We start from the raw sequence: 12,978 nt of genomic DNA, 5'->3' as shown, positions 1-12,978 counted from the left end.
ATACGGGGTCAGCCGCGATGATTAAGCACGCAGGACACGCATGGCAAGGCCGCTGATGCGGGCGAGGATGGATTCCAGCGACCTTGCGGCCTCAGAAGGGGTTCCAGGTCGGTGCCTGGGTGATCTTCAGATAGCCGACATTGATACCCAGGCGGGCGCCGACGCCGGTGCGGATCGGCACGACCAGGACGTCATTGTTCTTGAGAAGCGTCATGCCGAATCCGGCGATCACATAGGCAGAGCCGCTGACGCCGCCGAACCGGGCATAGATACCGTTGACGGAGGGCAGGTCGTAGACCAGCATCATTACGCGTGAGCCTTGGCCGCCGTAATCGAGGCCGAGCGAGGGACCTTGCCAGTAGAGATTGTGTTCGCCGGCGTTCTTGGTGTTCAACTGACCTTCGCCGTAGGTGAGGCCGGCGATGAAGGCGCCGCCGCCCTCTTGTCCGAGAATGTAGCCATTTGGCAGGCCGTATTTCTGGAAGGCACTCTCGACGACCTTGGCAAGTCCGCCGCTGGCGGAACCGAAGAAGGAGTGGCCGGCGTCAACGATTTCCTGCATCGTGTACTGGCCGTTGTCCTGAGCGGAGGCAGGTCCGGCAACCATCAGCGAGGAGAAGACGAGGGCCGAAAGCAACCTGTAGAAGTCGATGAATCGGTGCGGAAATCGAGGGCACATGGTATCATCCGTTCGTCGTTTGGCTGGAGCGGGCAAGCGCTCGCGGCGATTGGTGCATTTTGCGCCGATGATCTTAACAATCGGTTTACCAAATATGGTGTCATTATGGCACCGAATACGATCGCAAACTTCGCGCAATTTTGATGAAGCATATTCCCGGGCGCAATGAAATTGCTGCCCCTCAGGAGACGATGATGTCCAAGAACCTTAATCTCACCTTGGCCGGCCCGGATCTGGCCGCGCTTCTTTGCAGCCGCGTTTGCCACGATGTCATCTCACCGGTCGGTGCGATCAATAACGGCCTGGAACTCCTGGATGAGGGTGGTGCCGATGCCGATGCGATGGACCTGATCCGCACCAGCGCGCTCAACGCCTCCGTCCGCCTGAAATTCGCACGCCTCGCCTTTGGCGCTTCGGGTTCTGTCGGTGCCTCGATCGACACCGGCGAGGCCGAGCGAGCAGCCAAAGATTTCGCCGTCGCCGAGAAGAAGACCGAAGTGATCTGGAACGGGCCGCGCGCCATCGTCGCCAAGAATCGCGTCAAGCTGCTGCTCAACCTCTTTCTGGTTGCTTATTCCGCTATCCCGCGCGGCGGCGTCCTCGAAGTAACGCTTGAGAACCCCGAGTTCGATGCAAGGTTCAAGCTCACGGCCAAAGGCAAACTGATGCGCTTGCCGCCGAAATTCGTCGAGATATCGACCGGCACCATCGAGGAGGCGATCGACGCTCATTCGATCCAGCCCTATTACACCGTGCTTCTGGCGCAGGAGTGCGGAATGACGCTTGATCACAGCGCCAGCCCAGAAGAGCTGGTGTTCACTGCGGTAGCCGCCGCTGCCTGATTTCGGAGCGAGGGGCGGGTGTACGCGCCCGTCCGGTAACGATTCCTTAGCCTGATGGACCTATCCTCCAGGGTTGTAAGAGGCCTCTTGCTGCGACGAATGCGGGGGCAAAGGAGCGCCCATGCAAAGGTTCATGATCACCGATAATTCGGATATCGTCCGCAAGGTCGGCAAGCGCATTCTCTCTGAACTCGACTTTCTTGTCAGCGAGGCCTCCAACGCCGCCGAGGCACTGCAGCGCTGCCAGGCGGAGCTGCCGGAATATCTGATCGTCGATTCCGGCATGGAAGGCGCTCTCGACCTCATCGCCGCCATCCGCGCCATGGACGGCGGCAAAGAGGTCAAGATCTACTACTGTGTCGTCGAGGCGGATCTGAAGAAACTGATGGCGGGCAAACGGGCCGGTGCCACCGACTTCCTGCTGAAGCCGTTCGATCGCAAGATCTTGACCGCTGTTTTTGGAAACCGCGCAATCGCTGCCTGATGGCATGCCTCTCCCCATGCAGCATGATGCCGAAGGTGTAAGCACGTTCGGCCGCAGCCACTGTTTCCCTTTGTACCGATCCAGCCCCGATCCTCTCAGGACGGTTTCTTATTGCCAGGCAGAAACGAAAAATCCCGCCGAAAGGGCGGGATTTTCGTTATCCGATAAGGGGGATCGGAAAATCAGGCGGTTTCAGCGTATTCGGCACCATCCGGCTCGCGCAGAACGTAGCCACGGCCCCAGACGGTCTCGATGTAGTTGGCGCCGCCGGCGGCGTTGGCGAGCTTCTTGCGGAGCTTGCAGATGAAGACGTCGATGATCTTCAGTTCCGGCTCGTCCATGCCACCATAAAGGTGGTTCAGGAACATTTCCTTGGTGAGGGTAGTGCCTTTACGGAGCGAAAGCAGCTCCAGCATCTGGTATTCCTTGCCCGTCAGGTGGACACGCTGGCCGCCGACTTCGACAGTCTTGGCGTCGAGATTGACGATCAGTTCGCCAGTCATGATGACCGACTGGGCGTGGCCCTTGGAGCGGCGGACGATGGCATGGATGCGGGCGACGAGCTCGTCCTTGTGGAAGGGCTTGGTCATGTAGTCGTCGGCGCCGAAGCCGAGGCCGCGAACCTTGTCTTCGATGCCGGCCATGCCCGACAGAATGAGGATCGGTGTCTTGACCTTGGACAGCCGGAGCGTGCGAAGCACTTCATATCCGGACATGTCGGGCAGGTTCAGATCGAGAAGGATGATGTCATAATCATACAGCTTGCCCAGATCGACGCCTTCTTCACCGAGATCGGTGGTATAAACATTAAAACTTTCTGATTTCAGCATCAACTCGATGCTCTGCGCCGTCGCGCTATCATCCTCGATGAGAAGTACCCGCATAATTATCCCCTTTACCGCCGCCGAAAGGTGGTCTGGCCCCCTACACGATACCGAACACGCTACGTGATTTGGAAGCTGCCACGAAATGGTTAACAAATTCTAATTCACTCTGGCAAGGAGTATCGAATTTATTAAATATTTTTTCCATTTCTCTGTTTTCCAATAGGAATCTCAAATGGCGCTCCTAAACTTTGACATTAGGAAAAGGCGCTAAGTGATTCATCCGACTCGCCAATGAAAAGGTTCGAACTTCATGCCGCGGCATTTACCGACCCTTAAATCATCTGGCCTATCATTAACGATGCCCGTAAACGAAAGGTTACCAGCGGTAGGTATTTGTTAATATCGCAGGAAATTTTTTAGCAAACCGTGTCAAAGCGGCGCGCAGGGCGGTTTCAAGTTGAGCCGGGGTCTCGCATCACGGGAGTAATGCGTATGAAGTCGCGAGAGAGCCTCGTTCGTCTGAAAGAGTTTCAGGTGAACGAAAAACGACGTCAATTGCAGCAGTTGCAGATGATGATGTCCGAATTCGAACGAATGACGAAGGATCTGGAAAGCCAGATCGTCGTCGAGGAAAAGAAGTCCGGTATCTCAGATCCGAATCACTTTGCCTATCCGACCTTCGCCAAGGCCGCGCGTCAGCGGGCCGATAACCTGCAGGTTTCGATCAAGGAACTGAAGATGCAGGAAGAGACGCTGGAAATGGCGCTCGAGGAGATGCAGGCCGAATATGCAAGAGCGACGGCGCTGGAAGAGCGTGACAGCGGCGCCCGCGCCAGAGCATGATGCCGAAAAGTGTGAGCGGTTTTCGGACAACATCATGCTCTTACTCTTCAATTTAGAACAGGATTCAGATCTTAGGCCGATCTGGCCTAAAATCATCCTGTTCTAGGGCGTAAAAGAAAACCGCGGGCGCCGACTTCGGCGCCCTGGCGATCGCCACTGAGAAGCCATGTATGACGGGCGCACTGTCCGTCATACATGGCTTTTGGTGTTTTCGCCGTCTGAAGGGTCGTCGGCTTAAAACCGCCCCTTCGGGCCAGAATCAGTTCACCACATCCTGCCATTCCGGATGGCGCTGTGCCTGCGCCTTGAAAAAGGGGCACAGCGGTATGATCTTCCAGCCGCCGGTTCGGGCTGCCTCCACGGCATGAAGCGCCAATGCCTGGCCTACACCCTTGCCGCGTAGCGCATCGGGTACAGCCGTATGGTCGATGATGATAAGCTTCGCCGATGCGCGCGAATAGGTCATCTCCGCCGCATGCCCTTCGACCTCGGCTGCATAGCGGCCCCCGGAGGCGCCATCTTCATTTCGAATGTCCATTGTCGTTCCTTGCAACCAGATATGGTGGTAGCCGACGGTGACACGGCCACACAGCCGTGCCAAGCCTGTGCGGCGATTCTTTGGGAGACGAAGTGTTCATGAAAAATGTCGGATCGATGCGGGGTTCAGCGCAATGAGAGCGCTTTTGATGATCCGCCCCGTTCTTCTGGTGGCCGCGCCGTTCTTCCTGGCGCTCGGCCTCGTCCTGCCGCTGGTCCATTTCGAGACGCTGTATTTCTTCGACAGAACGCCTTCGCTCATCGAGATCGTTATGTCGCTGTGGCAAGGCGGGGATGGGCTGTTGGCGGCGATCGTCGCATTGGTTTCGATTCTGCTCCCGCTTCTGAAGATGATCGGCATTGCCGCGGAAGTGACGACCGCCGGCGGTGGGGCCGGCAGCCTGTTCTATCGTCGCGTCGTGCCGCATCTGTCCAAGTGGTCAATGATGGACGTGCTGCTGGTCGCGATCGTCATTGCGGCGGCGAAGACAACGGGGCTGGCAAATGCCTTCACCCAGCCCGGCCTCTGGTGTTACGCCGCCTCGTCAATGATTTCGGGCCTTCTTCATTCCCTGACGGGAGATGCGTCCGGCCCGAAATAGATGTCGATGATGGCGTGCGATCAGTGGCGATATTGCTGGATGCGCGTGGTGCGCAGGCCGGCAAGGCCATGGCTGTTGATCGATGACTGCCAGGAGAGGAATTCTTCGACCGTGAGCGTATAACGCTCGCAGGCCTCTTCCAAGCTCAACAGGCCACCGCGAACAGCCGCGACAACCTCTGCCTTCCGACGGATCACCCAGCGCCGCGTATTGGGCGGCGGAAGATCCGCGATCGTCAGGGGGCTGCCATCGGGGCCGATGACATATTTAACTCGGGGACGTATCATTTCGGTCATTGGACTCTCTACACAACGCAAGACCACGGACGCCACTCTAGCTTGCCACATTTAAAATTTGCCTAAACTCATCGTAAGACTTTGATAACAAATTTAGATGCCCTGGCGCGGCCGGTGGCCTGGGACGGCCATCTGCAGATCGTTAATTTGTAGCGCCGAAAAAAGGGGGCGAGCCGAAGAACTAGGACTGATTTCCCGGGATGATCTTTGTGGCGCTGGGTATAGGGCTGAGCGCAAGACATCGTCTCCGTTCCTTTTGGTGTATCAGTCCAGCTCGCGCTTTTGGTGATCTGGTTCGTCGGATGCAGTGCAAAAGTCGTCTTTGCCAACGCCCGGCTCGGAGCCTTTTGCTGCCAGCGGCGGGGTTCGGTTGAAGCAGGCCATACGTGGTACGAAGATGAAAAGAAGTGAGCATGCGCGCGGCGATTGCATTGAGGATGCTGGATTTTCGCCTTCACGGACCGGTCGCGCCGAACGGCGCCAAGGAGCGGCTCGGCGAGATGACAAAGCTTGCGGACTTCGATTTTTATCTTGCCCTCGGCTTTCCCGAGAAGCGACCGCACGGCTTTCATCGAAGTCCGGCTGACCGGCAACTCGGAGGGAAGCCTGACCGGCTTTTGCTGGGCGACCGATTTCTTCTATTGCATCAGATTGGTGACCGTGGCGAAGCGGACGATCGTGCCTAATCTTCTGTAAGGAGGGGCGATTGCGGGCGGCGTTGCCAAAAGACGCCGCCTCAACCCGCTCTTTCAGATGCATGCGCTGAAGAGTGCCTTCGCCTTCGCGCTCGCACGGCGATGACCTGAAATAATACATCTACGCCTTTTCAGGCGCTTGCCCATGTCCACGCACGCGATGGCGCTGCGTCACGGGTGCATGGAACTTCTGGCCAAGGTTTTGCGACGATGCAGTTCGGACGACAGCCGGTCGGCGAGGCTTACTCGGCGCGAAATCGAATGCGCGCGCTGGTCGGCGGCCGGCAAAGGCAGCGATGAGTCACGATCATTTCGGTCTCTCGTCACACACGCTGGGACTTATCTGAGGAGCGCAATGCGCAAGCTCTTGGTCAGCCGCATGCAGGCGGCCGCCAGAGCATTGCGGGACCGGCTGCTGAGGCAGCCGGTCCCTCTCATAAAGCTTAGAAACCTTTTCCTCGGGTCAGCTCCGACACGACGGTTCCGGCAATGATGCGGATGTCCATCACAATCGAAAAATTCCCGACGTAATAGAGATCGCTGACGATGCGCGCGCGCGCCTTGGCCGGACGGTCGGTCGGGCCGCGCAGGCCGCGCATCTGGGCAAGACCCGTCATGCCGGGACGCATGGCATGGCGTTGATGGTATTCCGGAACCAGCTCTTCGTAGAGCATGCCGCCGGCACGCATGCCGATTGCATGGCAGCGCGGACCGACGACGGACATGTGACCCATCAGCACGTTCAGCAACTGCGGCAGCTCATCAACATTGGTGCGGCGAAGAATGGCGCCGACGCGGGTGATGCGCGGATCGTTCTTCACTGTCTGGGCAATACCCGAGACATCGCAAAGATCGGTGCGCATCGAGCGGAACTTGTAGACCTTGATGGTCTTGCAGTTCTTGCCCCAGCGGGTCTGCTTGAAGAGCACCGGTCCTGGGCTGTCGAGCTTGATCAGCAAGGCGACGAACAGAAGGAAAGGGGCGAGGACGAGGAGGGCGCTCAACGACGAAACGATGTCGAACGCCCGCTTCAAGACGAGATCCATCCACGGCGCCTGCGGCGCATCGCTATGGATGACAGGGGTCTGGATCTTCGGGCTGGGCTGCTGGCGGCGGCTTGGCCTAAAGGACTCTGTCGAAATGCTGTTGTTTAGTTCCGTGATGCTCAAGGATCGTACTCTGTTGTCTTCGAGGGGTGCGGCGGCAATAGGCGATCAATGGTTTACCCTGTCACCAGGGCTGCACTCAGGTCTTGGTAACCCTACTAAAACGGAAAAATGCGACAATTGTGTAATGGTGTCCAGAGAAATATCGCATCGCAGCAAATCTTTCGCATTTGCGATAAGTTGAGGCAAGCTCATGATATTTCGTTAATAATTGGAATTTCGTCAAGGTTTCTAGGCCTTTGGCGAGGGCTTCCAGGGGTGTTCCGACGTGCTGTTTCGGCACGCGACCGACGGTCGTCAGACGGTAATTTTAACGATTGCCGACGCGAAAACTTTTTAGCGAGGCTGCTCGATCATTCTCAAGCTGTGTCGGAATATGACAAAATCAAGGCGGAATGGGTCACGATCTGGCGTCGGAACGATGAAAAAACGGCGTCGCACCCCAGAATCACTTGATCCGCCCACGCCGTTTGCGAATCACTCTCAGACCACTGCTAGCGGTCCGGTCCCGTGGACAGCCGCTCGATCATGACAAGACGATATGACCTGGATCACGTGGCGCCCGCTTCCAAAGCGCGTGTTGTTGTCCCGGAACCGCTGCACACTTCCGGCAGACATTAGGAGAAAAGGGGCGGGCTCCAAGCCGGGGCCGGTTGCGACTGCCGCGGCAGGTGCAGAAATCGTCACGGTGCGAGAAATCGCGCCGCTGCCCGACGTTCAGGGATTGCTGCGGGTGGCTACACCGGTTCGAGGACGCGTTTGGTGCCGCCCCAGGAGATGAAGTTCGGGTTGGCAAAGTCGAAATCAGCGGCAGTTCCGGTCTTGCCGTAGCTCAGCGGCGCGCCGTCGAGCGTCACCGTCGAACCGCCAGCGGCGCGCAGCACCGCATCGCCAGCCGCCGTGTCCCATTCCATAGTACGCGTGAAGCGCGGATAGACGTCGGCCTTGCCTTCGGCCAGCAGGCAGAATTTCAGCGAGGAGCCGATATTCGTGCATTTGGAGATCGCGTGGTGGGCGAGGAAGTTTCCGGTCTCCGGGCTGTTGTGACGAAGGCTTGCAAGCGCCAGCCTGTCGTCCGGCTGTTCGCGCACGGCGATTGCGGCGCGTGCGCCAACCGCGAAATCATCGGTCACGACGAACCTTTGCGCCCGCCCCCGTTCTCCTGAGAAGGCAAGGCCGAGCGCCGGCGCATAGACGATGCCGGCCACCGGGGCGCCGTTCTCGATATAGGCGATGTTGACGGTGAATTCCTGCCGCCCATCGACGAATTCGCGCGTGCCGTCGAGAGGGTCGACCAGGAAGAAGCCTCGGCCGGCGATGTCGGGCACCTTTCCGGCGGCGACGGATTCTTCCGCCACGACGGGTATTTCGGGATAATCTCTGGCGAGATGAGCGAGGATGATGCGTTCGGCCTCCTCGTCGGCGACCGTCACTGGACTTGCATCCGCTTTCATGGCGACCGGGAAGCCATTGCGCAAGACCGTGATAATGGCCTTGCCGGCTTCGAGCGCCGCCCGTTCAAATGTCCTCAGCATTGTCCTTTTGCCGTTCGCCATGCGGCGAGCACCCCACGGTCGCTCATCCGCAAACCATCCCTTTCACCACATGCTTGATATGGTGCTTCCCGTCGCGCTCTGCATCCCCGATACCGCAGTTCCACGATGCTACCATAAGTTTTCAGTGATGTCAGACGAAGATCGGGCGTCTGCTGGTGAAATGGTATTCGTAAAAGAACCTGGGTTGGGGTTTGAATTTGCGCCATCTTCCAATTCTATGGAATAGCTTGTGCGACGAACGGCGTAGAAAATCGACGGCGACATCTTCGGATCGTTAACTCGCTGGCAGTTTATGACCAAAAATAGGTCCTTCCTTGCCGATTTTCTGTGGACTTTGGTTCAAAATGCGCCAGTTAGGCCTGTTCGGACAAGAATTTGTCGGAGTAAATCCTTTTTGTCTTCACATTTCCAACGAAACCGGTATGCATTCGGCCTATGAGGTTCTCTGAAACGGGGAACCAAAGAACCAAAAAGAGATGCAGCCTGTTGGGCTCGTATCCAGGGGAAAACGACATATGGAGTATTTCGTCCAGCAGCTCTTCAATGGGCTGACGCTCGGATCCATCTATGGCCTTGTGGCTATTGGCTATACGATGGTTTACGGCATTATCGGCATGATCAATTTCGCCCATGGCGACATTTTCATGCTCGGTGGTTTTGCCGCTCTTATCGTCTTTCTCGTCCTCACATCCATCTTCGCAGGTCTTCCGGTGGCGGTTCTGCTGCTGGCGATGCTTGTCGTCGCGATGCTGATGACGAGTTTGTGGAATTGGACGATCGAGCGAGTCGCATACCGTCCGCTGCGCGGTTCCTTCCGCCTGGCGCCGCTGATCACCGCCATCGGCATGTCGATCGTGCTGTCCAATTTCATCCAGGTGACGCAGGGTCCGCGCAACAAGCCGATCCCGCCGATGATCAGCTCGGTCTATCAGTTCGGCAACGTCTCGGTGTCGCTGAAACAGATCGTCATCATCGTGATCACGGTCGTGCTGCTCGCCGTCTTTTGGTACATCGTCAATCGTACCGCACTCGGCCGTGCCCAGCGCGCCACGGAGCAGGACCGCAAGATGGCGGCGCTGCTGGGCGTCAATGTCGACCAGACGATTTCGATCACCTTCGTCATGGGTGCGGCACTGGCCGCCGTCGCCGGCACGATGTACCTGATGTATTATGGTGTCGCCTCGTTCGCCGACGGCTTCACGCCGGGTGTCAAGGCATTTACGGCAGCCGTTCTCGGCGGCATCGGCTCATTGCCGGGCGCGGTTCTCGGCGGATTGATGATAGGCCTGATCGAATCGCTGTGGTCGGCCTATTTCACCATCGCGTACAAGGATGTCGCGACGTTCGCCATCCTCGCTTTCGTGCTGATCTTCAAGCCGACGGGTATTCTTGGACGGCCGGAAGTCGAGAAGGTGTAACGTCATGGCAAACATTGATAATTCCGCAGGCAAGCCCGATGCAGGACTTGTCCGTAAAGGCCTTACCGAAGCTCTTTTCGCCGCCATCCTGTCGTTCGGCATGTTCGTTTTGTATGTCGGCCTCAAGACCGATCAGAACATCAACAACGAGTTGATCATCGTCCAGCGCTGGGGGCTGCTTGCGATCTTCGTCGCTGTCGCCGCGATCGGCCGCTTCGCCACGGTGGTTTTCCTGCGGCCGCATCTCGACAGCCGCAAGCTGGCAAAGGCGAGACAGGGTGAACTCGCCATCTCAACCGAGAAGAGCTTCTTCCACCGGCATTTCCTAAAGATCGCGCTGATCGCGCTGCTGCTTTATCCCATGGTGGTGGTGGCGATCAAAGGGCCTCAGGGCTCGCTGACATATGTCGACAATTTCGGCATCCAGATCCTGATCTATGTGATGCTTGCCTGGGGGCTGAACATCGTCGTCGGCCTCGCCGGTCTTCTCGATCTCGGCTATGTCGCCTTCTACGCAGTCGGCGCCTATTCTTATGCGCTGCTTTCGAGCCATTTCGGCCTGTCCTTCTGGGTTCTCCTGCCGCTTTCCGGCATTTTCGCCGCACTCTGGGGCGTCATCCTCGGCTTCCCGGTGCTGCGCCTGCGCGGCGACTACCTCGCCATCGTGACGCTCGCCTTCGGCGAAATCATCCGCCTCGTCATCATCAACTGGACGGATGTCACCAAGGGGACTTTCGGTATCTCGAGCATTCCCAAGGTGACGCTCTTCGGCATTCCCTTCGATGCGACGGCCGGCGGCTTCGCCAAGCTTTTTCACCTGCCGATGTCCTCGGCTTACTACAAGATCTTCCTTTTTTACCTTATCCTGGCGCTCTGCATGCTGACCGCCTACGTGACCATCCGACTGCGCCGCATGCCGATCGGGCGCGCCTGGGAAGCGTTGCGCGAAGACGAGATCGCCTGCCGTTCGCTCGGCATCAATACGGTGACGACCAAACTCACGGCCTTTGCGACGGGAGCGATGTTTGCCGGTTTCGCCGGGTCCTTCTTTGCTGCCCGTCAGGGCTTCGTTTCGCCGGAATCCTTCGTCTTCTTGGAATCGGCCGTCATCCTCGCCATCGTCGTCCTCGGCGGCATGGGTTCTCTGACCGGCATTGCGATCGCCGCAATCGTCATGGTCGGCGGCACCGAGTTGCTGCGCGAAATGGACTTCCTGAAAGTGATCTTCGGGCCGACTTTCACGCCAGAATTGTATCGCATGCTGATCTTCGGCCTCGCCATGGTCGTGGTCATGCTGTTCAAGCCGCGCGGTTTCGTCGGTTCGCGTGAACCGACCGCCTTCCTCAAGGCGCGCAAGGCAATATCCGGAAGCTTCATCAAGGAGGGCCATGGTTGATGAGCCCCGTCACCAACACCATGTCCAGCGATACGCTTCTCAAGGTCGAACACCTGTCGATGAAGTTCGGCGGTCTGATGGCCATCAACGACTTCTCCTTCGAAGCCAAGCGCGGCGATATCACCGCGCTGATCGGGCCGAACGGTGCCGGCAAGACCACCGTCTTCAACTGCATCACCGGCTTCTACAAGCCGACGATGGGGATGATCACGCTCAACCAGAAGAGCGGCAAGCAGCACCTGCTGGAGCGTTTGCCGGACTTTCGCATCACTAAAGAAGCCAAGGTGGCGCGCACCTTCCAGAACATCCGGCTATTCTCCGGCCTGACGGTTCTCGAGAATCTGCTCGTCGCCCAGCACAACAAGCTGATGAAGGCGTCGGGTTATACGATCCTCGGCCTCATCGGCATCGGTCCCTACAAACGGGAGGCGGCCGCATCAATCGAGCTTGCGCGCTATTGGCTGGAGAAGGCCGATCTGATCGACCGCGCCGACGATCCGGCAGGCGATCTGCCCTACGGCGCCCAGCGGCGTCTAGAGATCGCCCGTGCCATGTGCACCGGCCCGGAACTGCTATGCCTGGACGAACCGGCCGCCGGCCTGAACCCGCGGGAATCGGCTACGCTCAACGCGCTGCTGCAGAGCATCCGCGCTGAAACCGGAACATCTATCCTGCTCATCGAGCACGACATGTCGGTGGTCATGGAAATATCCGACCACGTCGTCGTCCTAGAATACGGCCAGAAGATTTCAGATGGCACGCCGGATCACGTGAAGAACGATCCGAAGGTCATCGCGGCCTATCTCGGTGTCGAGGATGAAGAAGTGGAAGAGGTGATCGCAACCGTCGAGCAGCTCGAAGGAGGCGCAAACTGATGGGCGATGAAGTAATGACGGGTCAACCGCTCCTTCAGGTAAATGGCGTCGAAACCTATTATGGCAATATCCGTGCGCTGGCTGGCGTCGATGTCCAGGTCAACAAGGGCGAGATCGTCAGCCTGATCGGCGCCAACGGCGCCGGCAAGTCGACGCTGATGATGACGGTCTGCGGCAGCCCGCAGGCCCGTGTCGGTTCGGTCGTCTTCGAGGGCCGCGACATCACCAAGCTTCCGACCCATGAAATCGCCCGCCTGCGCATCGCGCAGTCGCCGGAAGGTCGCCGCATCTTCCCACGCATGACGGTTCTGGAGAACCTTCAGATGGGCGCCGGCCTCGACAATCTCAAATACTTCACCGAGGACGTCGAGAAGATATTCACGCTCTTCCCACGTCTCAAGGAACGCCATGCCCAGCGCGGCGGCACCCTTTCAGGCGGCGAGCAGCAGATGCTGTCGATCGGCCGCGCGCTGATGGCGCGCCCGAAGCTGCTGCTTCTCGACGAACCCTCGCTTGGTCTGGCGCCGCTGATCGTCAAGGGCATCTTCGAGGCGATTCGGAAGCTTAATGAACAGGAAGGGTTGACGGTGTTTCTTGTCGAACAGAACGCATTTGCCGCCCTCAGGCTTTCGCACCGCGCTTACGTGATGGTGAACGGCAAGGTAACGATGAGCGGCTCCGGCAAGGAGCTGCTCGCCAATCCTGAAGTCCGTGCTGCTTATCTCGAAGGCGGAAGACACTAGCTCGAAGGGGGAGTTTGAC

At 58.2% G+C, this 12,978-nt stretch carries 15 protein-coding genes; 9 read left to right on the top strand and 6 right to left on the bottom strand.

All coding sequences use genetic code 11. The annotated features are described in order from the left end of the window. Positions 1 to 91 precede the first annotated feature (91 nt). A complete protein-coding gene (locus J3O30_RS17735) occupies positions 92 to 679 on the bottom strand; it encodes an EipA family protein (RefSeq protein ID WP_207581543.1) in 588 nt (195 codons plus the stop codon). 194 nt (positions 680 to 873) lie between these two features. Between J3O30_RS17735 and J3O30_RS17730 the strand changes: the two genes are divergently transcribed. Both J3O30_RS17730 and J3O30_RS17725 read left to right on the top strand, forming a co-directional pair. Next, positions 874 to 1,521: a histidine phosphotransferase family protein gene (locus tag J3O30_RS17730; protein WP_207581542.1), complete on the top strand. Its 648-nt coding sequence runs from the start codon at positions 874 to 876 to the stop codon at positions 1,519 to 1,521. Positions 1,522 to 1,642: 121 nt separating this feature from the next. Continuing rightward, positions 1,643 to 2,005, top strand: a complete 363-nt coding sequence (locus tag J3O30_RS17725; RefSeq protein WP_207581541.1) for a response regulator — start codon at positions 1,643 to 1,645, stop codon at positions 2,003 to 2,005. Positions 2,006 to 2,187: 182 nt separating this feature from the next. Here J3O30_RS17725 and ctrA read toward each other — a convergent pair whose 3' ends face one another. Next, positions 2,188 to 2,889 carry a cell cycle two-component system response regulator CtrA gene (gene ctrA, locus J3O30_RS17720; protein ID WP_003542362.1) on the bottom strand — a complete coding sequence of 234 codons (702 nt, stop codon included), beginning with the start codon at positions 2,887 to 2,889 and terminating at the stop codon, positions 2,188 to 2,190. Positions 2,890 to 3,324: 435 nt separating this feature from the next. On the opposite strand from ctrA, the gene J3O30_RS17715 reads away from it, so the two are divergent. Next, positions 3,325 to 3,675 carry a hypothetical protein gene (locus J3O30_RS17715; protein WP_026188505.1) on the top strand — a complete coding sequence of 117 codons (351 nt, stop codon included), beginning with the start codon at positions 3,325 to 3,327 and terminating at the stop codon, positions 3,673 to 3,675. Between the two features lie 259 nt (positions 3,676 to 3,934). On the opposite strand, the gene J3O30_RS17710 is transcribed toward J3O30_RS17715, so the two are convergent. Then, entirely contained in the window at positions 3,935 to 4,213 is a 279-nt protein-coding gene (locus J3O30_RS17710; RefSeq protein WP_207581540.1) for a GNAT family N-acetyltransferase, read from the bottom strand. A gap of 133 nt (positions 4,214 to 4,346) precedes the next feature. Between J3O30_RS17710 and J3O30_RS17705 the strand changes: the two genes are divergently transcribed. Continuing rightward, complete coding sequence (locus J3O30_RS17705) at positions 4,347 to 4,814, top strand: paraquat-inducible protein A (RefSeq protein ID WP_207581539.1); 468 nt, start codon at positions 4,347 to 4,349, stop codon at positions 4,812 to 4,814. Between the two features lie 20 nt (positions 4,815 to 4,834). On the opposite strand, the gene J3O30_RS17700 is transcribed toward J3O30_RS17705, so the two are convergent. Continuing rightward, on the bottom strand, positions 4,835 to 5,110 hold the full coding sequence (locus J3O30_RS17700; protein ID WP_007533628.1) for a DUF1153 domain-containing protein: 276 nt from the start codon (positions 5,108 to 5,110) through the stop codon (positions 4,835 to 4,837). Positions 5,111 to 5,523: 413 nt separating this feature from the next. On the opposite strand from J3O30_RS17700, the gene J3O30_RS33220 reads away from it, so the two are divergent. Next, positions 5,524 to 5,796: a hypothetical protein gene (locus J3O30_RS33220; RefSeq protein ID WP_246762686.1), complete on the top strand. Its 273-nt coding sequence runs from the start codon at positions 5,524 to 5,526 to the stop codon at positions 5,794 to 5,796. A 452-nt stretch (positions 5,797 to 6,248) separates the two neighbouring features. On the opposite strand, the gene J3O30_RS17690 is transcribed toward J3O30_RS33220, so the two are convergent. Together J3O30_RS17690 and cysQ are read right to left on the bottom strand one after the other, a co-directional pair. Then, positions 6,249 to 6,974 (bottom strand): sugar transferase, encoded by a 726-nt coding sequence (locus J3O30_RS17690; protein ID WP_164014068.1) that lies wholly within the window; start codon positions 6,972 to 6,974, stop codon positions 6,249 to 6,251. Positions 6,975 to 7,708: 734 nt separating this feature from the next. Next, on the bottom strand, positions 7,709 to 8,506 hold the full coding sequence (gene cysQ, locus J3O30_RS17685) for a 3'(2'),5'-bisphosphate nucleotidase CysQ (RefSeq protein WP_207581538.1): 798 nt from the start codon (positions 8,504 to 8,506) through the stop codon (positions 7,709 to 7,711). A 536-nt stretch (positions 8,507 to 9,042) separates the two neighbouring features. On the opposite strand from cysQ, the gene J3O30_RS17680 reads away from it, so the two are divergent. The 4 genes from J3O30_RS17680 to J3O30_RS17665 are packed head-to-tail and all read left to right on the top strand — an operon-like array spanning position 9,043 to position 12,959. Further along, complete coding sequence (locus tag J3O30_RS17680; protein ID WP_207581537.1) at positions 9,043 to 9,945, top strand: branched-chain amino acid ABC transporter permease LivH; 903 nt, start codon at positions 9,043 to 9,045, stop codon at positions 9,943 to 9,945. Between the two features lie 4 nt (positions 9,946 to 9,949). After that, complete coding sequence (gene livM, locus J3O30_RS17675) at positions 9,950 to 11,341, top strand: high-affinity branched-chain amino acid ABC transporter permease LivM (protein ID WP_164014065.1); 1,392 nt, start codon at positions 9,950 to 9,952, stop codon at positions 11,339 to 11,341. Beyond that, positions 11,341 to 12,216: an ABC transporter ATP-binding protein gene (locus tag J3O30_RS17670; RefSeq protein ID WP_207581536.1), complete on the top strand. Its 876-nt coding sequence runs from the start codon at positions 11,341 to 11,343 to the stop codon at positions 12,214 to 12,216. Before livM ends, J3O30_RS17670 begins: the two co-directional genes overlap by 1 nt. Next, entirely contained in the window at positions 12,216 to 12,959 is a 744-nt protein-coding gene (locus J3O30_RS17665) for an ABC transporter ATP-binding protein (protein ID WP_207581535.1), read from the top strand. The genes J3O30_RS17670 and J3O30_RS17665 overlap by 1 nt, the downstream gene beginning before the upstream one ends. Positions 12,960 to 12,978 lie beyond the last annotated feature (19 nt).

Origin of the sequence: Rhizobium sp. NZLR1 (assembly GCF_017357385.1) — a bacterium.
Classification (GTDB): Bacteria; Pseudomonadota; Alphaproteobacteria; order Rhizobiales; family Rhizobiaceae; genus Rhizobium.
This window is presented reverse-complemented; position numbering and strand designations above follow the sequence as displayed.

Bases quoted from the DNA above. Each gene is read 5' to 3' on its own strand.
- J3O30_RS17735 (WP_207581543.1), bottom strand. From the start codon at position 679: ATGTGCCCTCGATTTCCGCACCGATTCATCGACTTCTACAGGTTGCTT.
- J3O30_RS17730 (WP_207581542.1), top strand. From the start codon at position 874: ATGTCCAAGAACCTTAATCTCACCTTGGCCGGCCCGGATCTGGCCGCG.
- J3O30_RS17725 (WP_207581541.1), top strand. From the start codon at position 1,643: ATGCAAAGGTTCATGATCACCGATAATTCGGATATCGTCCGCAAGGTC.
- ctrA (WP_003542362.1), bottom strand. From the start codon at position 2,889: ATGCGGGTACTTCTCATCGAGGATGATAGCGCGACGGCGCAGAGCATC.
- J3O30_RS17715 (WP_026188505.1), top strand. From the start codon at position 3,325: ATGAAGTCGCGAGAGAGCCTCGTTCGTCTGAAAGAGTTTCAGGTGAAC.
- J3O30_RS17710 (WP_207581540.1), bottom strand. From the start codon at position 4,213: ATGGACATTCGAAATGAAGATGGCGCCTCCGGGGGCCGCTATGCAGCC.
- J3O30_RS17705 (WP_207581539.1), top strand. From the start codon at position 4,347: ATGAGAGCGCTTTTGATGATCCGCCCCGTTCTTCTGGTGGCCGCGCCG.
- J3O30_RS17700 (WP_007533628.1), bottom strand. From the start codon at position 5,110: ATGACCGAAATGATACGTCCCCGAGTTAAATATGTCATCGGCCCCGAT.
- J3O30_RS33220 (WP_246762686.1), top strand. From the start codon at position 5,524: ATGCGCGCGGCGATTGCATTGAGGATGCTGGATTTTCGCCTTCACGGA.
- cysQ (WP_207581538.1), bottom strand. From the start codon at position 8,506: ATGCTGAGGACATTTGAACGGGCGGCGCTCGAAGCCGGCAAGGCCATT.
- J3O30_RS17680 (WP_207581537.1), top strand. From the start codon at position 9,043: ATGGAGTATTTCGTCCAGCAGCTCTTCAATGGGCTGACGCTCGGATCC.
- livM (WP_164014065.1), top strand. From the start codon at position 9,950: ATGGCAAACATTGATAATTCCGCAGGCAAGCCCGATGCAGGACTTGTC.
- J3O30_RS17670 (WP_207581536.1), top strand. From the start codon at position 11,341: ATGAGCCCCGTCACCAACACCATGTCCAGCGATACGCTTCTCAAGGTC.
- J3O30_RS17665 (WP_207581535.1), top strand. From the start codon at position 12,216: ATGGGCGATGAAGTAATGACGGGTCAACCGCTCCTTCAGGTAAATGGC.